Here is a 25,596-nt window from a genome sequence, read left to right as displayed (position 1 = left end):
GCTTCGCCGCCCATCACAGCCCCAGCGCGGTCGCGGTCTTGAGCACGTCGACCGGGACGGTCTGCGGCTGCGGCGCGGTCGAGACGGCCCAGTCGGGGTCCTTGAGCCCGTTGCCGGTGACGGTGCAGACGACGGTCTGCCCCTTCTCGACGAGGCCGGCTTCGGCCTGCTTGAGGAGGCCGGCCACGGAGGCGGCGGAGGCGAGTTCGACGAAGACGCCTTCGGAGCGGGCCAGGAGCATGTACGCGGCGTGGATCTCGCGGTCGGTGGCCGCGATGATGTCGCCGCCGGACTCCTTCTTCACGTCGAGGGCCTTGGTCCAGGACGCGGGGTTGCCGATGCGGATCGCGGTGGCGATGGTCTGCGGGTGCTCCACGACGCGGCCCTCGACGATCGGGGCCGAGCCGGCGGCCTGGACGCCGAGCATCGTCGGCAGCTTCGTGGCCGCGCCGGCGGCGTGGTCCTCGTTGTAGCCCAGCCAGTACGCGGTGATGTTGCCGGCGTTGCCGACCGGGAGGCAGTGGAGGTCCGGGGCGTCGCCGAGGACCTGCACGACCTCGTACGCGGCGGTCTTCTGCCCGAGGATGCGGTTGTAGTTCAGGTGGTTGACGAGCGTGACCGGGTACTCGATCGCGAGCTTGTCGGCGATGGAGAGGCAGTCGTCGAAGTTGCCGTCGACCTGGAGGACCTTGGCGCCGTGGACGAGCGCCTGGGCGAGCTTGCCGAGGGCGATCTTCCCGGCCGGGATGAGCACCGCGCAGGTGATCCCGGCGCGCGCGGCGTAGGCGGCGGCCGACGCGGACGTGTTGCCGGTCGAGGCGCAGATGACGGCCTTCGAGCCGTCCTCGACGGCCTTCGAGACCGCGAGCGTCATGCCGCGGTCCTTGAAGGAGCCGGTCGGGTTCAGGCCCTCGATCTTGAGGTAGACGTCGCAGCCGGTCCGGGCCGACAGGACGGGGGCCGGGAGGAGCGGGGTGCCGCCCTCCTGGAGGGTCACCACGGGGGTGGCGGCGGAGACGGGGAGGCGGTCCCGGAACTCCTCGATCAGGCCGCGCCACCCCGGGCGCATAGCAGCAGCGGACATCGCGTCCTTATTCTCCTTCGACGCGCATGACGCTGGTGACCTGGTGCACCGACGTCAGCTGCGACAGTTCGTCAACGGTGTCCGACAACTGCTTGTCGGCGGCCGTGTGGGTGACCACCACCAGCTGGGCGTCGTCGCCGCGGCCGGACTGGTGGACGGTGGCGATGCTGACGCCGTGGTGGGCGAAGGTGGCCGCCACACGGGCGAGCACGCCGGGCTCGTCCACGACGTCGAGGCTGACGTGGTAGCGGGTGCGGGCCTCGCCGATGGGTTTCACCGGCAGGTCCTGGTAGGCGGCCTCGGGCGGGAACGCGGTGATCCCGCCGCGCTTGTTGCGCGCCACGGCCACGATATCGCCGAGCACCGCGGACGCGGTCTCGGTGCCGCCCGCTCCCGCTCCGTAGAACATGAGGCGGCCGGCGGACTCGGCCTCGACGAACACGGCGTTGTAGGCGCCGTTGACGTTCGCGAGCGGGTGGGTCGCCGGGATCATCGCCGGGTGGACGCGCACGGACACGCCGTCGGCCTCCCGGGTGGCGATGCACAGCGGCTTGACGACGCGGCCCTCGGCCGCGGCGGAGGCGATGTCGGCGGCGGAGACGCCGCGGATGCCCTCGCGGTAGACCTCGCCGAGGTCGATGTGCGTGTGGAACGCGAGCGAGGCGATGAGCGCGGCCTTCGCGGCGGCGTCGTAGTTGTCGACGTCGGCGGTCGGGTCGGCCTCGGCGTACCCGAGCTCGGTGGCCTCGCCGAGGGCCTCCTCGAACGAGGCGCCCGTCTGCGACATCTGGCTGAGGATGTAGTTCGTGGTGCCGTTGACGATGCCGAGGACGCGGTTGATCGTGTCGCCGTGGAGCGACTCGCGCAGCGGGCGCATGAGCGGGATCGCGGCCGCGGCGGCGGCCTCGTAGTACAGGTCCGCGCCGCCGGCCTTCGCGGCGGCGGACAGGGCCGGGCCGTCCTCGGCGAGCAGGGCCTTGTTCGCGGTCACGACCGACTTGCCCTCGCCGAGGGCGGTGGTGATCCAGGTGCGGGCCGGCTCGATGCCGCCGGCGACCTCCACGACGATGTCCACGTCCTCGCGCTTGACGAGGCTGAGCGCGTCGTTGGTGAACAGGCTCGGGTCCACCGGCAGGTGCGAGCGGTCCCGGTCGAGGCGGCGCACGGCGATGCCGACGATCTCGACCGGCTCGCCCACGCGGGCGGCCAGCTCCTCCCCGCGCGTTCGCATGAGGCGCACGACTTCACTGCCGACGGTGCCGCATCCGAGTAGCGCGAGTCTCATCGCTGGTGTCCTCTTTCCGTGGTGTGGCGCGCGCATCGCGCCCGGGCTAGCCGACGTCGAGTCGCAGCAGGTCGTCGACGGTCTCGCGGGCCAGGATCACTCGGGCCTGGCCGTCGCGGACGGCCACGACCGGCGGGCGCGGCACGTGGTTGTAGTTCGAGCCCATGGAGCGGCAGTAGGCGCCGGTCCCCGGGACCGCGAGCAGGTCCCCCGGCGTGACGTCCGCCGGGAGGAATTCATCTTTAACAACAATGTCGCCGGATTCGCAATGCTTTCCCACAACGCGGGCGAGCGCGGGCGTGGCGGCCGACGAGCGCGAGGCGAGCGTCGCCGAGTAGGTGGCGTCGTACAGCGCGGTCCGGATGTTGTCGCTGATGCCGCCGTCGACGGAGACGTACAGGCGCGAGGCGCCCGCCGAGAGGGTGACGGGCTTGACCGTGCCGACCTCGTACAGCGTGAACATCGACGGGCCGATGAGGGTCCGGCCGGGCTCGATCGACAGGCGCGGGACCGCGATCCCGGCGGCCGCGCACTCGTCGTCGACGATCTTTCGCAGGCTCGCGGCGATGTCGGCGGGCGCCAGCGGGTCGTCCTGGGTCGTGTAGGCCATGCCGAAGCCGCCGCCGAGGTCGAGCTCGTCGAGGGTGACGCCGAAGTCGGCCTGGAGCTTCGCCTGGAGGCGGGCCACGCGCGCGGCCGAGACCTCGAACGCGGCGGTGTCGAAGATCTGCGAGCCGATGTGCGAGTGCAGGCCGAGGAGGTGCAGGTGCTCGGCGGCGATGACGCGGCGCGCGGCCTCGTAGGCGACGCCGTCGGCCAGCGCGAAGCCGAACTTCTGGTCCTCGTGCGCGGTCGCGATGAACTCGTGCGTGTGCGCCTCGACGCCCACGTTCACGCGGATCATGACGTTCGGGCGCTTCCCGAGCTCCTTCGCGATCGCCTCGAGGCGCTCGATCTCCTGGAACGAGTCGGCGACGATGCGGCCGACGCCGATCGCCACCGCCTGGTGCAGCTCGGCCGCGGACTTGTTGTTGCCGTGCAGGCCGAGGCGGGCCGGGTCGAGGCCGGCCGCGAGGGCGACGGCGAGTTCGCCGGCGGTGCACACGTCGACGAACAGGCCCTCCTCGGCGGCGGCGCGGAGCACGGCCTTGGAGCAGAACGCCTTGGAGGCGTAGAAGACGTCGGCGCCGTCGAAGGCCTCGGTCCAGGCGCGGCAGCGGGCGCGGAAGTCGTCCTCGTCGAAGACGTACGCGGGCGTGCCGAACTCGGCGGCGAGCTTCTCGACGGAGACGCCGCCGATGTGGAGGACGCCGTCGTCGGCGCGCTCGACGTTCCGGGACCACAGCTGCGGGAGGAGCGTGTTCACGTCCTCGGGCACGCTGAGCCAGGCGGGGCGCAGGGAGGCGAAGTCGCCGTGCAGCGCGCCGGCTTCGTGGGTCCGCATTACATCCGCTCCGGGGCCGAGACGCCGAGCAGGGCGAGCGCGTTGGCGAGGACGGTGCGGGTGGCGTCGACGACCCACAGCCGGGCCCGGTTCAGGTCCGTGGCCTCCTCGTCGGGGAAGGGCAGGACCCGGCAGTCGTGCTGGAACCGGTGGTAAGCGCCGGCGAGCTCCTCGGCGTAGCGGGCGACCCGGTGCGGTTCGCGCAGCTCGGCGGCCGAGGCGACCACGGCCGGGAACTCGGCGAGGGCCTTGAGCAGGTCGGACTCGCGCTCGTGGGTGAGCAGGGCGGCGTCGTAGGACTCGCCCTTGTCGACGCCGCGCTCGGCGGCGTTGCGGAGGACGGCGGAGGTCCGGGCGTGCGCGTACTGCACGTAGTAGACCGGGTTCTCGTTGCCGTGCTTGGTCCACAGCTCGATGTCGAGGTCGATGGTCGAGTCGGCGCTGTAGCGGGTGAGCGCGTACCGGGCGGCGTCGACGCCGACGGCCTCGACGACGTCGTTGAGCGTGATGATGGTGCCGGCGCGCTTGGAGAGCCGGACCGGCTCGCCGTTGTTCAGCAGGTTCACGAACTGGCCGATGAGGATCTCCATCGTGCCGGGCTCGTCGCCGAAGGCCCGGCTGATGGCCTGCATGCGGCCGACGTAGCCGTGGTGGTCGGCGCCGAGCATGAAGATGAGCTTCGCGAAGCCGCGCTCGCGCTTGTCGAGGTAGTAGGCGCAGTCGGAGGCGAAGTAGGTCCAGGCGCCCTTGGAGTTCTTGAGCACCCGGTCCTTGTCGTCGCCGAACTCGGTGGTGCGCAGCCAGACGGCGCCGTCGGCCTCGTAGACGTGGCCGAGGTCGGAGAGCCGCTGGACCGCGTTCTCGACCTCGCCGCGGTCGTGCATGCCCTTCTCGCTGAAGAACACGTCGAAGTGGGTGCCGAAGTCGGCGAGGGTGGCCTGGATGTCCTTGAGCATGAGGTCGAGGCCCGCGGTCTTGAAGACCTCGTACGGGTCCTCGGACTGGAGCGCGTCGGGCCGCTCCTTGAGGACGTCGGCGGCGATCTCGTCGATGTAGGCGCCGACGTAGCCGTTCTCGGGGGTCGGCTCGCCCTTGGCGCGGGCGAGGAGCGACGCGGCGAAGTGGTCGATCTGGGCGCCGGCGTCGTTGACGTAGTACTCGGTGGTGAGCTTGGCGCCGGAGGCGCGCATGATCCGGGCCAGGGCGTCGCCGAGGGCGGCCCAGCGGGTGCCGCCCGCGTGGATGGGGCCGGTCGGGTTGGCGGACACGAACTCGAGGTTGGCGTAGACGCCTTCCATGGAGTTGTTGGTGCCGTAGGCGGCTCCGGCGGCGACGATCTTCCCGGCGATGCCCGCGGCGGCGGCCGCGTCGAGGGTGATGTTCAGGAAGCCGGGTCCGGCGATGTCGACCTTGGCGACGCCGTCGGCGGCGGCGAGGAGCTCGCTGACCTTCTCGGCGAGGGCCCGCGGGTTCGTGCCGGCCTTCTTCGCGGTCTGGAGCGCGATGTTGGAGGCGTAGTCGCCGTGCTTGGGGTCCCTGGGTCGCTCCACCGCCGTCTGGGCGGGCAGGACGGTGGCGTCGAGGCCGAGGGCCTCGAAGGCTTCGCGCGTAGCGGACAGCACTTTCTCTGCGAGCGTCTCAGGAGTCACCCGGTAATCGTAGACTCCCGGCTCGCGCACTCGCGAGTGATAAAGGCCCGTGTGGCCTGCACGGGTAGGTTGAGGGTCGGCAACTCCGACGGAAGGCTTCCGAACATGCGCCCGCTTCACACCGGCTGGTCCGCGACCGCGTCCCTCCTGGCCCTGGCGGCCCTCGCGGCCTGCACCCCCTCCCCCGACCCGTCGGCCGACGGCGGCGCCGCGGCCGAGCCCGCGACGCAGCAGGCCGAGGCGCCCGCCGAGATCGAGGGCGTGGAGAGCTTCTACGGCGAGTACGGCGACTACGCGACCGTCATGGCCGCGATCCAGGCCGGCGACGTCACCGCCGAGGAGCTGGAGCACCCGTTCGTGGCCCAGCAGGACCACGTGGACGCCCAGACCGGCTGGGACGGGCAGCCGCCGGTGTACGAGCTGCGGCCGCCGGTCGGCGGCGACCACCTCGGCCAGTGGCAGACGTGCACCGGCTCGGTGTACGACGCGCCGCTCGTCGACGGGCACGCGGTCCACTCGATGGAGCACGGCGCGGTGTGGCTGACGTACGACCCGGAGCTGGTCGAACCGGAGGCGGTCGAGGCGCTGGCGCTGCTGATCCAGGGCCGCGACTACACGCTGATGAGCCCGTACCCGGAGCAGGGCGCGGCGGTGTCGCTCCAGTCGTGGGGCAACCGGTACCAGACCGACGACCCCGCCGACCAGGCGATCGAGGCGTATCTGGACGCGTACGTCCTGAACGACCGGTTCAACCCGGAGCCGATGGCGACGTGCGCGGGCGGCGTCAGCACGACCATCGGGGCGTAGAGGGCGGCAAACGGGGCGCGTCTCGAAGGAACCGTCCAGGCCGGACCGGGTAAGGTGGCCTACGCGAGTGGTGTTCATGCCGGGCCCTCCCCCGGTGCCGCTCCGGCTCAACCTGTCGTCGACGAAGAGGCACGCCCCGCGATATGGCTACCAAGAAGCAGACCGCCACCAAGAGCGCCGGCAAGGGCAGCACTGGCAAAGGCACCGACAAGGGCTCGGGCAAGACCCCGGCCAAGGGGGCCGGCAAGGCCCCCGCGAAGAGCGCCTTCGACAAGGACGCGAAGACGGCGCCCGCGTCCCGCAAGGCTCGCGCCGTCCAGGTGAAGCAGCCGAAGCCGTGGGGCCTGATCCTCACCTTCGCGGGCGTCGGCGTCGTCGCGCTCGGCCTCATCGGGGCCGCCGTGTTCGTCGTGTGGGACCGGAGCCAGCCGCCGGAAGGCGTCACCGACTTCTACGGCGACTACGCGAACTACTCCGAGGTGTCCGCGGCCCTCCAGGACGGCGACATCACCGAGGAGGACCTCGACAACCCGTGGGTCGTCCAGCAGAACCACGTGGACGCCGACGAGGACACCGCGAACGACACCCCGACCTACGAGGTCAGCCCGCCCGCGGGCGGCAACCACCTCGGCCAGTGGCAGACGTGCACCGGCTCGGTGTACCCCGCCGCGATCCTCGACGGCAACGCCGTCCACTCCCTCGAGCACGGCGCCGTGTGGCTGACGTACGACCCGGCGCTGGTCGACGGCGACGGCATCGCGCAGCTGTCGGCGAAGATCACCGGACGCGACTACTCCCTCATGAGCCCCTACCCCGAGCAGGGCGTCGCGGTCTCGCTCCAGGCGTGGGGCGTGCAGTACCAGACCGACGACCTGGACGACCCGAAGATCGACGAGTTCCTGGACTTCTACATCCAGAACGCCGACAACACGGCCGAGGCGAACGCGGTCTGCTCCGGCGGGGTCTCGACCACGGTCGAGGACGCCGGCCAGATGCCCACGGGCTGACCGGGGCGAACCTTTCGGGCCGACGCTCGTTAGGCATCAGGGAGGCGCGGGCGCTCTACCGGGGCGCCCGCCGAAGGAGGACGAATGACCGGCTTGTGGCGCAGGCCCGCGGTGCTCATCGTGATCACCGCCGTGCTCATGCTCGCCGCCGGCGGCGCGGTCGGCTGGGTGGCGGCCACGTCCGCGCCGGGGAACGACTCGGTCGAGGCCGGGTTCGCCCGCGACATGATCAGGCACCACCAGCAGGCCGTCGACATGGCCATGTACGAGTGGCAGAACGGCTCCGACGAGACGATGAAGGCCGTCGCGTACGACATCGCCACCGCGCAGAGCGCCGAGATGGGCATGTACCGCACCTGGCTGCGGCAGTGGGGCGTCCAGCTCTCCAGCGGCGACCCGATGGCCTGGGCGGGCGAGGAGCACGCCCACGACTCGGAGGCGGCCGGCGGCCTCATGCCGGGCATGGCCTCTGAGGAGGAGATGGCCGAGTTCAAGGCCACCACCGGGACCGACGCCGACGTCATGTTCGCGAACCTCATGATCGACCACCACATCGGCGGCGTCGACATGGCCAAGGCCGCCCTCGACCGCAGCGACGACCCGCTCGTCGTGGACGCGGCGCAGCGCACGATCACGGTGCAGCAGTCCGAGATCGAGAACCTCGAAGGCCACCGCGACCGGATCCTCGCGAGCGTCGAGGGCTAAGGAGTCCGCCGTGAGCGAGAACTGGGGACCGCGGTACGGCGACCCGACGCACCCGACCACCGGGGAGCTGCCCCGGGTCGGCGACGGCCGCGGCACCGACAAGCTCAAGACCGTCCAGGTCGACACCGTCAGCGGGCCGATCCCGCACACGCGCGAGCCGTCCCGGCCGCGCTTCTCGTGGGAGAACCCCGACCACGGCCCCCAGGCGCCGTCCGCGCCGCGGCCGGAGCCGAGCGGCTGGTCCGTGCCGCGCGTCGGCCGCGACGGGTCGCCCGCCACCGAGTCGACGGCGGACTCGAACCGGTTCCGGTACTCGTGGGAGACCTCGCAGCCGCGCCCCGAGCCCGCGCGGCCCCGCCCGGACGACACCGCCCAGTTCGCGCGCGTCGGCGACGGCCTGCGCGGCTCCGTCGGGCCCGTCACCGTCCAGGTCGAACACGTGCGCGTCGACGGCGGCGTCCGCTCCGACGACACGCAGCTGCTCCCCACGTCGGCGTTCATGCGGCCCCAGCCGGAGGAGATCCCCGACGCGGTCGAGTCGCCCCGGCCCGAGGGCACCGGGCCGATGCCGGCGATGCGCCACCAGATCGGCCCCGACTGGACGCAGACCCCGCTGCGGCTCCTCGCCGCGGCCGTCGTCGCCACCGCGGTCCTCGGCGCCTCCGCCGCCAGCCTCATCTCGATCGGCAACTGGATCAACCCGTAGCGGACCCCTCCTGTCGTACCCCTGGGGGACCATGGAGGCATGGCTACCTGGGACGACGTGGTCGAGATCGCGATGCGCTACCCCGAGGTCGAGGAGACCACCAGCTGGCAGACGCCCTCGCTGAAGGTGAAGGGCCGCTTCTTCGCACGCCTGCGCACCGAGGCCGAGGGCGGCCTCGCGATCGTGTGCGACCCGAGCGAGAAGGCCGCCCTCCTCGCCTCCGGCGACCCCGCGTTCTACACCACGAGGCACTACGACGGCTCCGCGATGATCCTCGTCCACCTCGACCGCATCGACGACGCCCGCCTCGCCGACCTCATCGAGGACGCCTGGCGCCTCAAGGCCCCGTTCAGGGTCCGCAAGGCGTACGAGCAACGCGGCGACTGAACGGCCGAGGTCCGGGCCATTGTCGCGGCCCGTGTCGGCGGTCGCGTTCAGGGACGACAGGATCGGGGCCGGGCGCACAGCGCCCGGCCCCGATCCTGTTGTGTCGCTTAGACGATGATGCCGGCGCCCACGGTGCGGTTGTCGGATTCGTCGATGATGATGAAGCCGCCGGTGGCGCGGTTGCGGCGGTAGTCGTCGCACAGGAGCGGCTTCGTGGTGCGGAGGGTGACGCGGCCGATCTCGTTGAGCTTCAGCTCGCTGGCGGACTCGTCGCGGTGGAGGGTGTTGACGTCGAGCTGGTACTGGACGTCCTTGACGACCGCGCGGGCGTCGGAGGTGGTGTGCTTGATGGCGTACTTGCCGCGCAGGCGCAGCGGCCGGGCCTCGTCCATCCAGCAGACCATGGCCTCGATGTCCTGGGAGACGCGCGGCTGGTTGCCGGGGCGGCAGAGCATGTCGCCGCGGGAGACGTCGAGCTCGTCCTCGAGGCGGACCGTGACCGACAGGGGCGGGAACGCCTCGTCGAGGGGCCCGTCGGCGGTCTCGATCGACGCGATGCGGGAGGTGAAGCCGCTGGGCAGCACCATGACCTCGTCGCCGGGCTTCATGACGCCGGAGGCGATCTGGCCCGCGTAGCCGCGGTAGTCGTGGTTGTCGCTCGAATGCGGCCGGATCACGTGCTGGACCGGGAAGCGCACGTCCACGAGGTTGCGGTCCGAGGCGATGTGGACCTTCTCCAGGTGGTGGAGGAGGCTCGGGCCCTGGAACCACGGCATGTTCTCGGATCGGTTGACGACGTTGTCGCCTTTGAGGGCCGAGATCGGGATGACCGTCAGGTCGGGGACCTCGAGCTTCGTCGCGAACGCCTTGAACTCGTTCTCGATCTGCTTGAACACGGCCTCGTCGTAGTCGACCAGGTCCATCTTGTTGACGCACAGGACCATGTGCGGGACGCGCAGCAGCGAGCACAGGAACGCGTGCCGCCGCGACTGCTCGACCAGGCCCTTGCGGGCGTCCACGAGGATCAGGGCCAGGTCGGCGGTCGAGGCGCCGGTGACCATGTTCCGCGTGTACTGGATGTGCCCGGGGGTGTCCGCGATGATGAACTTCCGCTCGGGCGTGGAGAAGTAGCGGTACGCGACGTCGATCGTGATGCCCTGCTCGCGCTCGGAGCGCAGGCCGTCGGTGAGGAGGGCGAGGTCGGTGTACTCGTCGCCGCGGCCGGCGGAGACGGCCTCGACGGCGTCCCACTGGTCGTCGAACAGCGACTTGGAGTCGAACAGGAGGCGCCCGATGAGCGTGGACTTGCCGTCGTCGACCGATCCGGCCGTGGCGAAGCGCAGCAGCTCGTGCGTGTCCTCGCGGGAGCTCAGGACGTCGGTCATCAGAAGTAGCCTTCCCTCTTGCGGTCTTCCATCGCGGCCTCGGAGGTCTTGTCGTCGCCTCGGGTCGCGCCGCGCTCGGTGATGCGGGTCGACTCGACCTCGGCGATGATCTCCTCGATCGTGCGGGCCTCGGAGCGCACGCCGGCGGTCAGGTTCGCGTCGCCGACGGTGCGGTAGCGCACGGTCTCCTTGAAGACGGTCTCGCCCTCGCGCGGCTGGATGAACTCGTTGACGGCGTAGAGCATGCCGCCGCGGTCGACGACCTCGCGCTCGGAGGCGAAGTACACCTCGGGCAGCGGGATCGACTCGGAGCCGATGTAGCGCCACACGTCGAGCTCGGTCCAGTTCGACAGCGGGAACACGCGGATCTGCTCGCCCGGGTGCACCCGGCCGTTGTACAGGTTCCACAGCTCGGGCCGCTGGTTCTTGGGGTCCCACTGGCCGAAGTCGTCGCGGAAGGAGAACACGCGCTCCTTGGCGCGGGCCTTCTCCTCGTCGCGGCGGGCCCCGCCGAACAGGGCGTCGAACTGGTACTTCTCGGCGGCCTCCAGGAGCACGGGCGTCTGGATGCGGTTGCGGGTGCCGTCCGGCGGCTCGGTGACCATGCCGCGGTCGATCGCGTCCTGGACGGAGGCGACGATGAGCTGGACGCCCGTCTCGGCGACCCGGCGGTCGCGGTAGTCGATGACCTCCGCGAAGTTCTGGCCGGTGTCGACGTGCATCACCGGGAACGGGACCGGCGCGGGCGCGAACGCCTTCTGCGCCAGGTGCAGCATGACGATCGAGTCCTTGCCGCCCGAGAAGAGCAGCACGGGGCGCTGACAGGTGGCCGCGACCTCACGGAAGATGAAGATCGCTTCGGCCTCCAGCGCGGCGATATGGCTGATTCGATAGTCGCTCACCGGCGCAGTGCTCCTCTCGGCTCGGCCCCTCGCGGGGTGTCGGTCGGTCGTGTCGGCCCCGGTCGGGGCCGGGCGGTCAGTGCCCGTTGACGGCGCCGAGCAGCGGCTCGGCCAGGTCGGGGCGGCAGACCAGCAGGTCGGGAAGGTAGGGATCGGCCTGGTTGTACCGCAGCGGAGCGCCGTCGATCCGCGTGGCGTGCCAGCCGGAGGCCAGGGCCACCGCGACGGGGGCGGCGGAGTCCCACTCGAACTGGCCGCCGGCGTGGACATAGGCGTCAACTGTACCGGCGACGACGGCCATGACCTTGGCTCCGGCCGAGCCCATCGGGACGAGTTCGGCGCCGAGCGCGGCCTCCGCGGCCAGCGCCTGCGCGGGCGGGCGGGTGCGGGAGACGGCGATCCGCGGTTTCGCGGGCGCCGCCGCGGGGACCGGGTACGCGCGGTCGGTGCGCAAGGTCACTCCCTGCGCGGGGAGGGCGACGGCGGCGGCGGTGAGGCCGAGGCCGCGCTGCCAGAGGGCGACGTGCACGGCCCAGTCGTCGCGGCCCTCCTCGGCGTACTCGCGGGTGCCGTCGAGCGGGTCCATGATCCAGACGCGGTCGGCGTCGAGGCGCTCGGTGCCGACGCGGCCGGCCTCGTCCTTGCCCTCTTCGGAGAGGACGGCGTCGCCGGGGCGCTCGGCGGCGACGCGGCCGAGCAGGAAGTCGTTGGCGCGCAGGTCGCCCGCGGTCTTGAGGGCGCGGGAGTCGGCGAAGCCGAGTTCGGTCCTGATCGCGAGCAGCAGTTCGCCCGCGCCGGCCGCGAGCGAGGCGGCGAGCGCCGCGTCAGCGGGCGCCGCGGCCTCGGGCGTGGCGGTGGGGGCTCCGGTCGCGGGGGCGGAGCCTGGGGCGTCGTGCATGCCGGTCAGTCTACGCTGCGGCCCTGCCGCGTCCAAATGTTGGGCCAGGTCATCCCGCGAAATGGGAGCAACTCCCGGGTTCATGCGAACTCCAACCGTCGATGTGGAACCGGCGCACCCCGGGGTCGTGATCGGGGCCGGGAGGGCCGCCGCGGCGGCGCTCCCGGCTCGGGGTGCGGATGACTTTCGGAACGCGCCGCGCGGGCGTCGCGGCCGGGCCCTGCGCCCGGCCCCGCGGGCTAGTACGCGCCCTGCGGGCGCAGGATCGCGGTCACGGTGCGGAGCAGGATCACGAAGTCGAGCGAGAGCGTCCAGTGCTCGACGTAGCGCAGGTCGAGGCGCACGGCCTCCTCCCACGGCAGGTCGGAGCGGCCGGAGACCTGCCAGAGGCCGGTCATGCCGGGCTTGACGGCGAGGCGGCGGCGCATGTCGGACTCGTAGGCGGCGACCTCGACGGCGAGCGGCGGGCGCGGCCCGACCAGGCTCATGTCGCCGCGCAGCACGTTGACCAGCTGCGGGAACTCGTCGATGGAGAAGCGGCGCAGGTACTTCCCGACGGTGGTGATGCGGGGGTCGTCCTTCATCTTGAACAGGACGCCGTCGCTCTCGTTCAGGTGCGCGATCTCGGCGAGGCGCCGTTCCGCGTCGGTGTACATCGTGCGGAACTTCCAGATCGTGAACGGCTGGCCGTCCTTGCCGATGCGCTCCTGCTTGAACAGGGCCGGGCCGGGCGAGGTGCAGCGGATGAGGAACGCGGCGGCGAGCAGCAGCGGCGCGAGCATCAGGAGCAGGAACGCGGCGCCGAGGCGGTCGACGGCGTCCTTGGCGACGCGGCGCACGCCGGTGAGCCGGGCGTGGTCGAGGTGGAGCATCGGGAGGCCGTCGACGGGGCGCACGGTGGTGCGGTCGCCGGCGACGTCGACGAGCGCGGAGGCGACGATGAGGTCGACCTCGCTGCGTTCGAGCTTCCACGCGAGGCGGCGCAGGGCCTGGCCGTCGATCTCGGGGCAGGACAGGACGATCACGGTGTCGGCGCGTTCGGCGGCGACGGCCTCGGCGATGCGGTCGAAGCTGCCGCGCACCCGGGTGTTGAACTCCAGGAGGGCCCCGCGGGGCCGCTCGGTGGGCAGGCAGGCGGCGACGACGTTGAGGCCGTGATAGTGCTCGCGGCGCAGCTGCACGATGAGCGCGGCGACGGAGGACTCGTGGCCGACCAGGACGACGCGCTTCATGCACCTGCCGGAGCGGCGCATCCGGTGCAGCCACTTGCGCCAGGCGAAGCGCGCGGTGATGGAGAACGCGGCGGCCGTGGGGATCGCGATGAGCACGAACACGCGCGAGGTCGGCAGTTCGAGTCCATAGGAGACGATCGCGACGACGGCGGTGAGGCCGACCGCGGCGTGCACGACCCGCTGGTACTCCTCGGTGCCGACGAACAGGTACCGCTTCTCGAAGGCCCGCGAGAGCCCGAGCGCGGCGATCCACACCGCCGGCAGCGCCACGAGCGCGAGCGCGTAGACGCGGCTGTGGTGGTCGAAGTGGCCGAAGCGGGCGAAGAACGCCAGGGCCGCACCGAGGACGCCCGCGGCGACGTCGGAGCAGACGATCCCGGCGAAGTACTTGCGCTGCCATCCGGGCTGGCCGCGGTACGGGCGGCTCGCCGCCTGGGGGCCGATGGAGTAGACGCGCCCGCGCGCCTCTGTGTCCTGAATGCTCTCGCGTGCCTCGGTAACCGTCACAACGGATCTAACGACCGAGGAGACGAAGAGTGACGGACTTGTGACGCTCAGGAGTACATGAGATCGGTGCACGGTCACGGGACCGGCGGGCGGCCTTGCGGCACAAGGGTTACGAAGGCGCTACTGCACCTTCGGTTCACTGCGCTTCGCGGCGTTCACGGCGTTCTGGGCCATGACGAAGCCCTTCTCGATGATCGCCTCGACCGCGTCGGCGGCGAGCTCGATGCCGAGTTCCACTTCGGGCCGTTCGGCCTTGGCGAAGTCCTTGAGGACGAAGTCGGCGGCGTCCTGGCGGCCGGGCGGGCGGCCGACGCCGAACCGGACCCGGGCGTAGTCCTTGGTGCCGAGCGACTTCGAGAGCGAGCGCAGGCCGTTGTGGCCGCCCTCGCCGCCGCCGCGCTTGATGCGGATCTCGCCGAAGGGGATGTCGAGCTCGTCGTGGACGGCGATGACCGACTCGGGGGCGATCCCGTAGTACTGCGCGAGCGGGGCGACCGAGTCGCCCGAGAGGTTCATGTACGTCAGGGGCTTGACGAGGATGACGCGAGGCCCGCCTACCCCCAGGCGGGCCTCGCAGACTTCGGCGCGGGCCTTGCGGGCGACCGCGAACGTGCCGCCGACGCGCCGGGCGAGCGCGTCGGCGACCATGAAACCGACATTGTGGCGGTTCGCGGCGTACTTCGGCCCGGGGTTGCCCAGGCCGGCCACGAGCGTCGGGGTGTCGGTCATGAGTCGAATCTACTCCGCGGGGGCCTCGGCCTCGGCGGTCTCCTCGGCGGCAGCCTCGGCCTCGTCGTCGGCGGCGGCCTCGGCGCGCGGCTCGGCGACGGTGGCGACGGTCTGCTCGCCGTCGTTGAGGATGACGACGCCCTCGGGCGCGGTGACCTCGGCGACGGTGCGCTGCGAGCCGATGGCCAGGCCCTCGAGGTCGACCTCGATCGACTCGGGGATGTGGGTGGCCTCGGCCTCGACGGACAGGCTGGTCAGCTCGTGCACGACCAGGCCGCCCTTCTCGACCTCACCGGTGAAGGAGATCGGGACGTCGGTCGTGATCTTCTCGCCGCGGCGGACGATGAGCAGGTCGGCGTGGACGATGTCGTCCTTGAGCGGGTCGCGCTGGATGTCCTTGGGGATCACCAGCTCGCGGGTGCCGTCGGTGACCTCGACCTGGATCAGCTGGTTCAGGCCGCCCTTGCGGAGGGCGGCGGCGAACTCGAGTCCGGGAAGGGAAATGTGGCGCGGCTTCTCGCCGTGGCCGTAGACCACTGCGGGAACCTTTCCAGCCCTGCGCGTACGGCGGGCACCGCCCTTCCCGAAGTCAGTGCGAGGCTCTGCGCTGATACGAACTTCGGACACGGAAATACTCCCCTGTTTCTCAACAACGATTCATGCGGCGCTCGACGCTCACGTCGGCATTCAGAAGGGCACAGCAGCCCTGAAAAGACCTACGCCTTTGCGTCGATTACGGCGCCCTCTGGAGGACACCCTCGCCGTCGGCAACCCCACCAGAGTACACCGCACGTCCGGTGGGGCTTGACACGGGCATCGATGTGTGACTTAGGAGAGGCCGCCGAACAGGGTGGTGACGGAGCCGTCGTTGAAGACCTCCCAGATGGCCTTCGCGACGAGCGGGGCGATGGAGAGGGTGGTGATCTTCTCGAGGTCCTGCGCCTCCTTGGGGAGCGGCAGGGTGTTGGTCACGATGACCTCGGAGACGGGGGCCTTGGCGAGGCGCTCGACGGCGGGGCCGGACATGATCGCGTGCGTGGAGGCGATGACGATGTCCTCGACGCCCGACTTCGCGAGCATCTCGGCGGCGGAGCAGATGGTGCCGGCGGTGTCGATCATGTCGTCGATGAGCAGGCAGGTGCGGCCCTCGACGTCGCCGACGACCTTGTGCGCGACGACCTGGTTCGGCTTGAGCGGGTCGCGGGTCTTGTGCACGAACGCGATCGGGCAGCCGCCGAGGCGGTCGGACCAGCGCTCGGCAAGCCGCACGCGCCCGGTGTCGGGCGAGACGACGGCCATCTGGCGGTCGGCGTACTTCTCCTCGACGTACCGCGCGAGGGTGCCCATGGCGAAGAGGTGGTCGACGGGGCCGTCGAAGAAGCCCTGGATCTGGGCGGTGTGCAGGTCCACGGTGAGGATGCGGTCGGCGCCGGCGGTCTTGAGGAGGTCGGCCATGAGGCGCGCGGAGATGGGCTCGCGGCCGCGGTGCTTCTTGTCCTGGCGCGCGTACGGGTAGAACGGCAGGACGACGGTGATGCGCTTGGCGGAGCCGCGCTTGAGCGCGTCGATCATGATGAGCGTCTCCATGACCCACTCGTTGATCGGCGCGGGCATGGACTGGACGACGAAGGCGTCGCAGCCGCGGACGGACTCCTGGTAGCGGACGAACAGCTCGCCGTTGGCGAACGAGTACGCGCTCATCGGGGTCGGCGCGACCCCGAGGTGCTTGCCGATCTCCTCCGCCAGCTCCGGGTACGCGCGCCCGGAGAACAGCATCAGCATCTTGGAGTTGACAGCGGACATGCTCGCCATTGGGCTCCCCCATAGGTCGTCTCACCTGAACCTGTGACGGTTCCAGTGTCCCCGACCTGCCCGGTCGGCGGTAGCCGACCGGGGCGTTTAGTGTCGCGTCACGCTTCGGCCACTCCCGCCTCACCTTTCGCACGCCGTGCTGCTTGGTCCGAGACGGTGCCGGGGCGCTTCTTGGCGACCCAGTCGGTGAGCGCGGCCTGGCGGGCGCGGGCGACGGCGAGGTCGCCGGGCTCGACGTCCTTCACGATCGTGGAGCCGGCGGCGACGTAGGCGCCGTCGCCGACCGAGACGGGGGCGACCAGGACGCTGTCGCAGCCGATGAACGCGCCCTCGCCGATCTCGGTGCGGTGCTTGTGCACCCCGTCGTAGTTGGCGGTGATGACGCCGCAGCCGATGTTCGCGTCGGCGCCCACCGTGGCGTCGCCGAGATAGGCGAGGTGGTTGGCCTTCGCGCCGCGGCCGATCTCGGCGTTCTTGGTCTCCACGAACGCGCCGACCTTCGCGGACTCGGCGAGCTTGGAGGCCGGGCGCAGGTGCGCGTACGGGCCGACGTGCGCGTCCTGGCCGATGTGGGCCTGGTCGGCGTGCGAGCGGACGACGACCGCGCCGGCGCCCACGATGGTGTCGGTGAGCGTCGTGTCGGGGCCGATCTCGGCGCCGGAGTCGACGGCGGTGGCGCCCTTGAGCTGCACGCCCGGGCGCAGCGTCACGTCGGGCGCGACCTTCACGGTGGCGTCGATCCAGGTGGTGGCCGGGTCGTCCATGGTGACGCCGGACTTCATCAGCTCGGTGTTGATGCGGCCCTGGAGGATCCGCCGCAGCTCGGCGAGCTGGGAGCGGTCGTTGCAGCCGAGGGTCTCGGTGGGGTCGTCCACGACGACCGCGCCGACGGTGTGCCCGGCCTCGCGCGCGAGTTCGAGGATGTCGGTGAGGTAGTACTCGCCCTGGTCGTTGGCGGTGCTCAGGCGCGCGAGCTGCTCGCGCAGGACGTCGGCGTCGCACGCGAAGGTCCCGGAGTTGATCTCGCGGATGGCGAGCTCCTCGGCGTCGGCGTCGCGGTGCTCGACGTTGCGCAGGACGTTGCCCTCGTTGTCGCGCACGATGCGGCCCAGGCCGGTGGGGTCGTCGACGAACGCGGTGAGGACCGTGACGGCGTTGCCCTTCTTCTCGTGCACCTCGACCAGCTCGGCGATGGAGCTGGAGCGCAGCAGGGGCGCGTCGCCGAAGGCGACCACGACGGTGCCCTTGAGGTCGGGGTGGGCGTCCATGGCGATGCTGACGGCGTGCCCGGTGCCGAGCTGCTTGTCCTGGTAGACCGTCTCGGCCTCGGGGGCGACCTCGGCGAGGTGCTCGCGGACCTGGTCGGCGGCGGCGCCCACGACCACGATCTGGCGCGCGGCCCCGATGGCCTTCACGCTGCGGAGGACGTGCCCCACGAGGGTGCGGCCGAGCACCTCGTGCAGGACCTTGGGTTTGGAGGACTTCATGCGGGTGCCCAGGCCGGCGGCCAGGATGATCGCAGAACGCTCACTGCTCATGATGGGCCATGGTAGTCGGTGGCGCCGACGTGAACGGCCGGGGCCGCCGCGGCGGCGCGCCCCCGCCCCATTACCGAATCGTTACGAATGGAACACGCTCTCCACCCCGCCGCATCTTGTGCGAACTGTGTCCTCCATCATAAGTTGCAGTCAACAACAAACCTTGGAGGTACCTCTCATGCACTCCATCAGCAGCCCGACCCGGCCGGGCACCGCACGCACGCTCCGCCGAGGGGCGGCCGCGCTGGGCGCGGCGGCGCTGGCCCTGACCGCCGCGGCCTGCGGCGCCGGCGACGACGGCGCGGGCGGTGACGGCGAGACCCCCCTCATCGGCGTCATCCTCCCCGACTCCGCCTCCTCCGACCGGTGGGAGACCGCCGACCGCAAGTACCTCGAGGAGGCCTTCGAGGCCGCCGGCGTCGACTACGACATCCAGAACGCCCAGGGCAGCCGCGAGGACTTCCAGACCATCGCCGACCAGATGCTGACCAACGGCGTCGACGTCCTGGTCACGGTCAACCTCGACTCCGGCACCGGCAAGACCGTCATCGAGAAGGCCAAGTCGCAGGGCGTGGCCACGATCGACTACGACCGCCTCACCGAGGACGGCGGCGCCGACTACTACGTGAGCTTCGACAACGAGCAGGTCGGCGTCCTCCAGGGCGAGGGCCTCGTGGCGTGCCTCGAAGGCGCCGCGGCGACCCCGCTCGTGGCCGAGCTCAACGGCTCCCCCACGGACAACAACGCGACCCTGTTCAAGAACGGCTACGACTCGGTCCTCGACCCGCTCTACGCCGACGGCACCTTCGAGAAGGGCCCCGACGAGTGGGTCCCCGACTGGGACAACGCCCAGGGCGGCACCCTGTTCGAGCAGATGCTCACCGACACCGGCGCCGAGATCGACGGGGTCCTGGCCGCCAACGACGGCCTCGCCCACGCCGTGATCACCGTCCTCCAGCGCAACAACCTCAACGGCACCGTCCCGGTCACCGGCCAGGACGCGACCATCCAGGGCCTCCAGAACATCCTCACCGGCGACCAGTGCATGACCGTCTACAAGGCGATCAAGCAGGAGGCCGACGCCGCCGCCGAGCTCGCGGTGGCCCTCGCCAACGGCGAGACGCCCGAGACCGAGGCCAGCGTGACCGACCCGATCTCGAACGCCGAGATCCCGGCCGTGCTCCTCGAACCGGTCGCCATCACCGCCGAGAACATCCAGGTCGTCGTCGACGACGGCTACGCCGACCCGGCCGAGCTGTGCGCCGGCGACTACGCGGCCCTGTGCGAAGCGCACGGGATCGGTTAGGAGACAAGAACACGGTGCTGCTCGAACTCACCGGCATCTCGAAGCGCTTCGGACCGGTGGAGGTCCTCTCCGACGTCGATCTCGCGATCGACGCCGGAGAGGTCTGCGCCCTGGTCGGCGACAACGGCGCAGGGAAGTCCACTCTGGTCAAATGCGTGGCCGGCATCCACGGCGTCGACGGCGGCGAGATCCGCGTCGACGGCGCGCCCCAGGTCATCTCCAGCCCCCGGGACGCCGCCGGCCTCGGCATCGAGGTCGTCTACCAGGACCTCGCGCTCTGCGACAACCTCGACGTCGTCGAGAACCTGTTCCTGGGGCGCGAGAAGCGCCGCGGCCTCGTCCTCGACGACGACGCCATGGAGCAGCTCGCCGCCGAGACCCTCTCCTCGCTCGCGGTGCGCACCATCCGGAACCTCCGCCAGCCCGTCGCCAGCCTCTCGGGCGGGCAGCGCCAGACCGTCGCCATCGCCAAGGCGGTCCTGTGGAACTCCCGGCTCGTCATCCTCGACGAGCCCACCGCCGCGCTCGGCGTGGCCCAGACCCGCCAGGTCCTCGAACTCATCCGGCGCCTCGCCGACCAGGGCCTGGCCGTCCTCTACATCTCCCACAACCTCAACGACGTCTTCGCCGTGGCCGACCGGATCGCCGCGCTCTACCTGGGCCGCATGGCCGCCGTGCTCGACGCGGCCGACACCACCCAGTCGCAGGTCGTCGAGTTGATCACCAGCGGCCGCTCCGGCCAGCTGGGCCTCACCGACCAGCACACCGACCTGAACGGAGCCCGGCCGTGACCACCCCCGTGATACCGAACGACGCCGAGGCCCCCGAGGCCGCTCCGGCCGAGCCCGGCGCCGTCCAGGCCGTCGTCGCCCACGCCAGGGCGTACTGGGCCGACGTCCGCTCCGGCGAGGTCGGGGCCCTCCCGGCCGTCGCCGGGATCATCGCCCTGTGCGTGTTCTTCGGCCTGAGCAAGCCCGTGTTCCTGTCCGTCGGGAACCTCGCCAACCTGTTCGGGCAGGGCGCCGCCGTCGCGTGCATCGCGATGGGCCTGGTGTTCGTCCTCATCCTCGGCGAGATCGACCTCTCCGCCGGGTTCGCCTCCGGCGTGTGCGCGTCGGTGATGGCCGTGATCCTCACCGACTGGGGCCTGCACTGGACGCTCGCGATCGGCGCGGCCCTCGCGACCGGCGTCGTCATCGGCCTCGTGCTCGGGACGCTCGTCGTCAAGCTCGGCATCCCGTCCTTCGTGGTCACCCTCGCCGCGTTCCTCGCGTTCCAGGGGATCGTCCTCATGCTCCTCGACGAGGGCACGAACATCTCGATCAACGACGAGACCGTCAAGGCCGTGGCGGGCGGGAACCTCGAACGCTGGCAGGGCTGGGCGCTCCTCACCCTCACCGTCGCGGCGTTCGCGGCCCTCCAGATCCAGCGGTGGCGCCGCCGCGTCGCGCGCTCGCTCGTCCACGAGCCGCTCGCGGTCGTCCTCGCGCGCATCGGCGCGCTCGCGGCCCTGCTCGCCGCGGGCGTGTTCCTGCTCAACCTGGAGCGCTCGGCGAACCCGCAGATCATCTCGCTCACCGGCGTGCCGATCGTCATCGTGATCCTCGGCGCCCTGTTCGCGATCTGGACGTTCGTCCTGCACCGCACCAGGTTCGGGCGCCACCTGTACGCCGTGGGCGGCAACCCGGAGGCGGCCGTGCGCGCCGGCGTGAACGTCGACCGGGTCCGGATCGCCGCGTTCGTCATCTGCTCGGGCATGGCCGCGGTCGGCGGCGTCGTCGCCGCCTCCCGCGCCGCCTCGGTCGACCCGAACACCGGCGGGTCCAATGTGCTGCTGCTTTCCGTCGGGGCGGCCGTGATCGGCGGTGCTAGCCTCTTCGGAGGCAAGGGCACGGTGCGGGCTGCCCTCCTGGGAGGAGCGGTGGTGGCGATCATCAACAACGGCATGGGGCTCATGGGCCTCAGCGCCGGGGTGCGGTTCGGCGTCACCGGTGCGGTCCTGCTCCTCGCCGCCGGCGTCGACGCGATGTCCCGCGGCCGGGGCAAGCTCTTCGGCAGGCACTGACCGGTGGCCCGGACCGGGACCGAGGAGCTGCGGCGACGCAACCGCGCGGCGCTCGTCGAGCAGCTCCACCGGCACGGTCCTCAGACCCGCGCCGAGCTCACCGAGGCCCTGGGGCTCAACCGGTCGACGATCGGCGCGCTCGCGGCGGACCTGGCCGACTCGGGGTACGTCCGGGAGACGAGCGGCCGCTCCACCGGCTCGGCCGGCCGGCCCTCGACCCTCGCCGAGTGCGTCTCCAAGGCCGCCACCGTGACCGCCGTCGAGATCCGCGCCGACCGGATGCGGTTCGCGCTCGTGGGCCTCGGCGGCGAGGTCCTCGAGCGCGGCGAGGCCGAGCTCGACGGCGCCGACCCGGTCGACGCGATCGAGGCCGTCGCCGGCGGCACGGCCCGCGAGGCCATCGAGGCGGTCGCGGCGGTCCCCGGCCTGGTCGACGCCGGCGCCGTCGCGCACTCGACCGAGCTGGGCTGGACCGGACGCGACCTCGCCGCGGACCTCGCCGCCGCGACCGGCCGCGAGTGGCAGGTCGTCGACACCGCGACCGCCGCCGCCGTCGGCGAATGGTCCCGCGGCGACGCGCACGAGTCGACGAAGCTGCTCTACCTGCACGGCGGCCGCGGCCTCACCGCCGGCCTCGTCGTCGACGGCCGCGCCCAGCGCGGCGGGTCGATCCAGCTGGGGCACATCGTGGTCCAGCCGGGCGGACGCGAATGCGGGTGCGGGCTGCGCGGCTGCCTCGAAGCGGAGATGGAGGTCTTCGGCTACGCCGAGGACATCGAGCACGCCACGCTCGCCGCCGGCATGGGCGACGCCGCCGCCCGCGACGGCCTGCGCCGCTCCGGCGAGGACCTCGGCCGCGCCCTCGGCGCGGTCGTCACCGCGACCGGTCCCGACGAGATCCTGTTCGGCGGCTGGCTCCGCGAGCTCTACCTCGCGACGGCGGCCCCGGTCCGCTCGGCCCTCGCCGAGACGACCCTCCCGCACCTGCGCTCCCGGCTGCGCCTGCGCACCCCCGTCCTCGGCGACGAGGGCGCCCTCGTCGGCGCGGCCGAGACGGGATTCGCGGGCGTGATCGACCGGATGCGCTGACGCGATTCGGTGGTACGATTTCTCGTACCGATCAGGTACCATCTGAAGTGCCACCGATGCGAGAGGAGGCGGCGATGACCATCACCGCCAGCGAGGCCCGGAGGGATCTGTTCCCCCTCATCAAGAAGGTCAACGACGACCACGCTCCGGTGCGCATCTCCTCGAAGAGCGGCAACGCCGTGCTCATGTCCGAGGAGGACTACGAGGCATGGCAGGAGACGATGTTCCTGCTCAGGTCGCGTCGCAACGCCGAGCGCCTGATGCGGTCGATCGCCGAGATGGACGCGGGCGGCGGCACCGTCCGCGACCTCATCGAGGTCGAGGACGACTGAGTGAAGACGGTCTTTTCGGAAGCCGGCTGGGAGGACTACACCTTCTGGGCCGAGACCGATCGCAAGATCACCAAGCGGATCAACCGCTTGATCAAGGAGATCAAACGCGAGCCCTTCACCGGCATCGGCAAGCCCGAGGCCCTCAAGGGGCCGCTGTCGGGCTGGTGGTCGCGGCGGATCGACGAAGAGCACCGCCTGGTCTACCGGGTGAGGGAGGACGCCCTCGAAGTCGTCCAGGCCCGGGGGCACTACGGCTGAGGATGGCTGGCCCGCCAGGACTCGAACCTGAAACGACTGAACCAAAATCAGTAGTGTTGCCGATTACACCACGGGCCAATGGCCGCGCGAGGCGGCCGCACCAAGGATATCGCTACTCGCCCGACCAGACGTGCTCGGGTATCCGGGCGCGGAGGTCGATCAGGAAGTCCGCGGTCGGCAGGATCGCCTCCAGGTCCAAGGGGCCCTCGCGCCACGTCAGGAGCCACCGGCCCTCGATCCGCCACCGCGACCGGTGCGCCCGCGGGTCGGTGAGCAGCCACTCGATCATGCGCGGGTCGATCACGTCGGAGGCGAACCGAGGGCTGGGCGACTCGACCCGGAAGCGGTCGTTGAACGCCTGCGCCTCGAACTTCAGGTCCCCCGCGCGCCCCGGGCGCACCTCTAGGAAGGGCCGCGCCGCCGGCAGGTCCACCGCCGTCACCTGGGCCCGCCACTCGCGCGTGTCGTCCCCGGACTGGTACCGGTACTGCCACGTGAACGCCACCATGTGCCTGCCGCGGTGGACGCCGCGGAACACGTCGAGGCAGTCCGGGCGCCGCGACTCCAGGAACGGCGAGCGCCGCGACAGCGCCCGCAGCGACCGGTCGGACCGCTGGTAGTGCAGCCCGCGCTCGATCGCCCACACCGAGAGCCGGTGCATCCGGCGCTTCTGGCCGTCGACCGACGCCTTGACGAGGAACACGAAGCCGACGACCACGCCGCCGAGGCACAGCCCGCCCACGGCGACGGTGAGCAAGAGGGTGAACGGATCGGCGGACACGGGCACCTCCCGGGACGCGCGAGGGCCGCGCCCGGCGGCGCGGCCCTCGGAAGCCTTCGCTAGTTGTTCGACCAGACGTGCTTGGGCACCTGGCCGTAGATGTCGAGCAGGAAGTCCGCGTAGAAGAAGACCTCCTCCAGCTTGAGCGCCCCCGAGCGGAACGTCATCAGCCACGGGCCCTCGAACCGCCACTGGTAGGAGCGGGCCCGCTGGTCGGCGAGCATCCACTCCATGGTGCGGGCGTGGATCACGTCGTACGCGAACCGGCGGTTGGGCGACTTGATCCGGAACGTGTCGTTGAACGCCTGGTTCTCGAAGTCGATGTCCTTCGCGAACCGCTTGGTCAGGAAGTTCTCCTGGCTGATGTCCAGCAGCGGCCGGGCCGTGGGCAGGCCGATCGCGACCACCTGGTTCGTGTGCGTCTGCGACTCCTTGCCCGAACCGGTCGTGTACTGGTACTGGAAGAAGACGATGTGCGAGCCCTTGTACATGCCGCGGAAGACGTCGATGCCCTTGCGCGAGTGGCCCTGGTTGAACGGCTCCTCGCTGGACAGGCCCACCACCGAGTTGTCGCTCGGCTCGTAGTGGAAGCCGTACTGGGCCGCCCAGGCCCGGTACATCGCGATCTTCTTCTGTCGGGCGCGCCAGCCGATGTAGGCGAGGATGAGGACGATCGCGCCGCAGCCGGCGTAGACCAGCCAGTTGGAGCTCTCCACGGGGTGCTTTCCTTCTCACGGGTGGCGGACGCGCTCGAACCGCGAGCGCCGCCGGGGCAGGGGGATCGGGGGCCGGCTACCGGCCGTAGGGCTGCTGGCCGTAGCCGGGCTGCTGCGGCTGCTGGGGCTGCTGCGGGTAACCGGGCTGCGGCTGGCCGTAGCCCGGCTGCGGGGCACCGTAGCCGGGAGCATGGCCCGGCTGCGGCGACTGACCGTAGCCTGGCTGCTGGCCGTACCCGGGCTGCGGAGTGGGCTGCTGCTGGTAGCCGGGCTGCGGGGCACCGTAGCCGGGCTGGGGGGACTGGCCGTATCCGGGCAGCTGGCCGGGCGCGGGCGCCGGCGGCATCTGCTGCTGCTGGGGCTGCTGCATGAAGCCGGGCTGCTGCATGTCGCGGAGCTTCGGGGCGGTGCGGGCCTCGGGGGTGTCGAGCTCGAAGTACTCCTCGGGCTTGAACCCGCCCATCTTCGCCGAGATCGAACCGGGGAACACCTGGAGCGCGGTGTTGTACTCGCGCACGTTCGCGTTGTAGAACCGACGCGGGGCCGCGATCCGGTTCTCGGTCTCCGCGATCTCCGTCTGGAGCTGGAGGAAGTTCTGGTTGGTCTGGAGCTGCGGGTACGCCTCCTGCATGTGGATGACGCCGCGGATGGCGTTCCCCAGCTGGCCCTCGACCTGGCCCTGCGCGGCGTGGCCGGCGTTCGGGTCCTGGCGGGCCTGCATCGCCAGCGCGCGGGCCTCGGCCACCTGGCGGAGCGTCGCGTTCTCGGCCCCGGCCGCCTGCTGCACGACGTACATCAGGTTGTCGAGCAGGTCGTAGCGGCGCTGGAGTTCGACGTCGATCTGCGCCCACGACTCCTGGGCGATGTTGCGGAGCCGGACCAGCTTGTTGCGCCCGCCGATGACGGCGAAGAGCACGATCAGGCCGATCAGCAGAACGAGGATCAGGATCCAGACGATTGGGTTGTCCATAA

At 71.2% G+C, this 25,596-nt stretch carries 26 protein-coding genes and 1 tRNA gene; 11 read left to right on the top strand and 16 right to left on the bottom strand.

What is annotated here, in order from left to right:
• Nucleotides 1-13: 13 nt before the first annotated feature.
• From thrC to argS, 4 genes are read right to left on the bottom strand one after another with little or no spacing between them, the layout of a single operon-like run.
• Nucleotides 14-1,084, bottom strand: coding sequence for a threonine synthase (gene thrC, locus EIW28_RS06625; protein ID WP_232013827.1), 1,071 nt, complete (start codon nt 1,082-1,084; stop codon nt 14-16).
• 7 nt (nt 1,085-1,091) lie between these two features.
• Entirely contained in the window at nt 1,092-2,369 is a 1,278-nt protein-coding gene (locus EIW28_RS06620) for a homoserine dehydrogenase (RefSeq protein WP_125246938.1), read from the bottom strand.
• 46 nt (nt 2,370-2,415) lie between these two features.
• On the bottom strand, nt 2,416-3,813 hold the full coding sequence (gene lysA / locus EIW28_RS06615) for a diaminopimelate decarboxylase (protein ID WP_125246937.1): 1,398 nt from the start codon (nt 3,811-3,813) through the stop codon (nt 2,416-2,418).
• A complete protein-coding gene (argS, locus tag EIW28_RS06610; protein WP_125246936.1) occupies nt 3,813-5,462 on the bottom strand; it encodes an arginine--tRNA ligase in 1,650 nt (549 codons plus the stop codon). Before argS ends, lysA begins: the two co-directional genes overlap by 1 nt.
• Before the next feature lie 105 nt (nt 5,463-5,567).
• Here argS and EIW28_RS06605 point away from each other — a divergent pair, with 105 nt between their 5' ends.
• From EIW28_RS06605 to EIW28_RS06585, 5 genes are all read left to right on the top strand, one after another.
• The gene (locus EIW28_RS06605; RefSeq protein ID WP_125246935.1) at nt 5,568-6,269 is read left to right on the top strand and encodes a DUF3105 domain-containing protein; all 702 of its coding nucleotides are present in this window, start codon (nt 5,568-5,570) and stop codon (nt 6,267-6,269) included.
• Between the two features lie 143 nt (nt 6,270-6,412).
• On the top strand, nt 6,413-7,276 hold the full coding sequence (locus tag EIW28_RS06600) for a DUF3105 domain-containing protein (RefSeq protein WP_125246934.1): 864 nt from the start codon (nt 6,413-6,415) through the stop codon (nt 7,274-7,276).
• 84 nt (nt 7,277-7,360) lie between these two features.
• A complete protein-coding gene (locus EIW28_RS06595; protein ID WP_125246933.1) occupies nt 7,361-7,981 on the top strand; it encodes a DUF305 domain-containing protein in 621 nt (206 codons plus the stop codon).
• 10 nt (nt 7,982-7,991) lie between these two features.
• Entirely contained in the window at nt 7,992-8,687 is a 696-nt protein-coding gene (locus EIW28_RS06590) for a hypothetical protein (RefSeq protein ID WP_125246932.1), read from the top strand.
• Between the two features lie 39 nt (nt 8,688-8,726).
• Nucleotides 8,727-9,074 carry an MmcQ/YjbR family DNA-binding protein gene (locus EIW28_RS06585; protein WP_125246931.1) on the top strand — a complete coding sequence of 116 codons (348 nt, stop codon included), beginning with the start codon at nt 8,727-8,729 and terminating at the stop codon, nt 9,072-9,074.
• A gap of 107 nt (nt 9,075-9,181) precedes the next feature.
• On the opposite strand, the gene EIW28_RS06580 is transcribed toward EIW28_RS06585, so the two are convergent.
• The 8 genes from EIW28_RS06580 to glmU form a co-directional block, all read right to left on the bottom strand.
• Entirely contained in the window at nt 9,182-10,459 is a 1,278-nt protein-coding gene (locus tag EIW28_RS06580) for a sulfate adenylyltransferase subunit 1 (protein ID WP_125246930.1), read from the bottom strand.
• Nucleotides 10,459-11,361, bottom strand: a complete 903-nt coding sequence (gene cysD, locus EIW28_RS06575) for a sulfate adenylyltransferase subunit CysD (protein ID WP_125246929.1) — start codon at nt 11,359-11,361, stop codon at nt 10,459-10,461. The genes EIW28_RS06580 and cysD overlap by 1 nt, the downstream gene beginning before the upstream one ends.
• Before the next feature lie 76 nt (nt 11,362-11,437).
• On the bottom strand, nt 11,438-12,259 hold the full coding sequence (locus EIW28_RS06570) for a 3'(2'),5'-bisphosphate nucleotidase CysQ (protein ID WP_125246928.1): 822 nt from the start codon (nt 12,257-12,259) through the stop codon (nt 11,438-11,440).
• Nucleotides 12,260-12,498: 239 nt separating this feature from the next.
• Complete coding sequence (locus EIW28_RS06565) at nt 12,499-13,998, bottom strand: sugar transferase (protein ID WP_232013826.1); 1,500 nt, start codon at nt 13,996-13,998, stop codon at nt 12,499-12,501.
• 120 nt (nt 13,999-14,118) lie between these two features.
• Nucleotides 14,119-14,727, bottom strand: a complete 609-nt coding sequence (gene pth / locus EIW28_RS06560; RefSeq protein WP_125246927.1) for an aminoacyl-tRNA hydrolase — start codon at nt 14,725-14,727, stop codon at nt 14,119-14,121.
• A 9-nt stretch (nt 14,728-14,736) separates the two neighbouring features.
• Nucleotides 14,737-15,354: a 50S ribosomal protein L25/general stress protein Ctc gene (locus EIW28_RS06555; RefSeq protein WP_125246926.1), complete on the bottom strand. Its 618-nt coding sequence runs from the start codon at nt 15,352-15,354 to the stop codon at nt 14,737-14,739.
• Between the two features lie 201 nt (nt 15,355-15,555).
• A complete protein-coding gene (locus EIW28_RS06550; RefSeq protein ID WP_125246925.1) occupies nt 15,556-16,539 on the bottom strand; it encodes a ribose-phosphate diphosphokinase in 984 nt (327 codons plus the stop codon).
• A 98-nt stretch (nt 16,540-16,637) separates the two neighbouring features.
• A complete protein-coding gene (gene glmU / locus EIW28_RS06545; protein WP_125246924.1) occupies nt 16,638-18,077 on the bottom strand; it encodes a bifunctional UDP-N-acetylglucosamine diphosphorylase/glucosamine-1-phosphate N-acetyltransferase GlmU in 1,440 nt (479 codons plus the stop codon).
• A 178-nt stretch (nt 18,078-18,255) separates the two neighbouring features.
• Here glmU and EIW28_RS06540 point away from each other — a divergent pair, with 178 nt between their 5' ends.
• From EIW28_RS06540 to EIW28_RS06515, 6 genes are all read left to right on the top strand, one after another.
• Complete coding sequence (locus EIW28_RS06540) at nt 18,256-19,383, top strand: sugar ABC transporter substrate-binding protein (protein WP_125246923.1); 1,128 nt, start codon at nt 18,256-18,258, stop codon at nt 19,381-19,383.
• A 14-nt stretch (nt 19,384-19,397) separates the two neighbouring features.
• The gene (locus EIW28_RS06535) at nt 19,398-20,174 is read left to right on the top strand and encodes an ATP-binding cassette domain-containing protein (protein WP_232013825.1); all 777 of its coding nucleotides are present in this window, start codon (nt 19,398-19,400) and stop codon (nt 20,172-20,174) included.
• A gap of 11 nt (nt 20,175-20,185) precedes the next feature.
• Nucleotides 20,186-21,448, top strand: a complete 1,263-nt coding sequence (locus tag EIW28_RS06530; protein WP_125247536.1) for a sugar ABC transporter permease — start codon at nt 20,186-20,188, stop codon at nt 21,446-21,448.
• Nucleotides 21,449-21,451: 3 nt separating this feature from the next.
• Complete coding sequence (locus EIW28_RS06525; protein WP_125246921.1) at nt 21,452-22,537, top strand: ROK family transcriptional regulator; 1,086 nt, start codon at nt 21,452-21,454, stop codon at nt 22,535-22,537.
• Between the two features lie 74 nt (nt 22,538-22,611).
• A complete protein-coding gene (locus EIW28_RS06520) occupies nt 22,612-22,869 on the top strand; it encodes a type II toxin-antitoxin system Phd/YefM family antitoxin (protein WP_125246920.1) in 258 nt (85 codons plus the stop codon).
• On the top strand, nt 22,870-23,127 hold the full coding sequence (locus EIW28_RS06515) for a Txe/YoeB family addiction module toxin (protein WP_125246919.1): 258 nt from the start codon (nt 22,870-22,872) through the stop codon (nt 23,125-23,127). It begins immediately after the preceding gene.
• A 3-nt stretch (nt 23,128-23,130) separates the two neighbouring features.
• On the opposite strand, the gene EIW28_RS06510 is transcribed toward EIW28_RS06515, so the two are convergent.
• The 4 genes from EIW28_RS06510 to EIW28_RS25355 form a co-directional block, all read right to left on the bottom strand.
• Nucleotides 23,131-23,205: transfer RNA gene (locus EIW28_RS06510), tRNA-Gln, on the bottom strand.
• A 34-nt stretch (nt 23,206-23,239) separates the two neighbouring features.
• Nucleotides 23,240-23,908, bottom strand: a complete 669-nt coding sequence (locus tag EIW28_RS06505; protein WP_125246918.1) for a hypothetical protein — start codon at nt 23,906-23,908, stop codon at nt 23,240-23,242.
• Nucleotides 23,909-23,967: 59 nt separating this feature from the next.
• The gene (locus EIW28_RS06500) at nt 23,968-24,624 is read right to left on the bottom strand and encodes a hypothetical protein (RefSeq protein WP_125246917.1); all 657 of its coding nucleotides are present in this window, start codon (nt 24,622-24,624) and stop codon (nt 23,968-23,970) included.
• Between the two features lie 76 nt (nt 24,625-24,700).
• Nucleotides 24,701-25,594, bottom strand: coding sequence for a LemA family protein (locus EIW28_RS25355; RefSeq protein ID WP_125246916.1), 894 nt, complete (start codon nt 25,592-25,594; stop codon nt 24,701-24,703).
• Between the last annotated feature and the right edge of the window lie 2 nt (nt 25,595-25,596).

Source organism: Glycomyces terrestris (assembly GCF_003933745.1).
GTDB lineage: Bacteria > Actinomycetota > Actinomycetes > Mycobacteriales > Micromonosporaceae > Glycomyces > Glycomyces terrestris.
Note: the sequence above shows the minus strand (reverse complement) of the source record. Positions and strands in the feature narration are given on the sequence as shown.

Bases quoted from the DNA above. Each gene is read 5' to 3' on its own strand.
- EIW28_RS06585 (WP_125246931.1), top strand. From the start codon at position 8,727: ATGGCTACCTGGGACGACGTGGTCGAGATCGCGATGCGCTACCCCGAG.
- glmU (WP_125246924.1), bottom strand. From the start codon at position 18,077: ATGAGCAGTGAGCGTTCTGCGATCATCCTGGCCGCCGGCCTGGGCACC.
- EIW28_RS06595 (WP_125246933.1), top strand. From the start codon at position 7,361: ATGACCGGCTTGTGGCGCAGGCCCGCGGTGCTCATCGTGATCACCGCC.
- lysA (WP_125246937.1), bottom strand. From the start codon at position 3,813: ATGCGGACCCACGAAGCCGGCGCGCTGCACGGCGACTTCGCCTCCCTG.
- EIW28_RS06540 (WP_125246923.1), top strand. From the start codon at position 18,256: ATGCACTCCATCAGCAGCCCGACCCGGCCGGGCACCGCACGCACGCTC.
- EIW28_RS06570 (WP_125246928.1), bottom strand. From the start codon at position 12,259: ATGCACGACGCCCCAGGCTCCGCCCCCGCGACCGGAGCCCCCACCGCC.
- EIW28_RS06580 (WP_125246930.1), bottom strand. From the start codon at position 10,459: ATGACCGACGTCCTGAGCTCCCGCGAGGACACGCACGAGCTGCTGCGC.
- EIW28_RS06520 (WP_125246920.1), top strand. From the start codon at position 22,612: ATGACCATCACCGCCAGCGAGGCCCGGAGGGATCTGTTCCCCCTCATC.
- EIW28_RS06550 (WP_125246925.1), bottom strand. From the start codon at position 16,539: ATGGCGAGCATGTCCGCTGTCAACTCCAAGATGCTGATGCTGTTCTCC.
- thrC (WP_232013827.1), bottom strand. From the start codon at position 1,084: ATGTCCGCTGCTGCTATGCGCCCGGGGTGGCGCGGCCTGATCGAGGAG.
- EIW28_RS06620 (WP_125246938.1), bottom strand. From the start codon at position 2,369: ATGAGACTCGCGCTACTCGGATGCGGCACCGTCGGCAGTGAAGTCGTG.
- EIW28_RS06605 (WP_125246935.1), top strand. From the start codon at position 5,568: ATGCGCCCGCTTCACACCGGCTGGTCCGCGACCGCGTCCCTCCTGGCC.
- pth (WP_125246927.1), bottom strand. From the start codon at position 14,727: ATGACCGACACCCCGACGCTCGTGGCCGGCCTGGGCAACCCCGGGCCG.
- EIW28_RS25355 (WP_125246916.1), bottom strand. From the start codon at position 25,594: ATGGACAACCCAATCGTCTGGATCCTGATCCTCGTTCTGCTGATCGGC.
- EIW28_RS06600 (WP_125246934.1), top strand. From the start codon at position 6,413: ATGGCTACCAAGAAGCAGACCGCCACCAAGAGCGCCGGCAAGGGCAGC.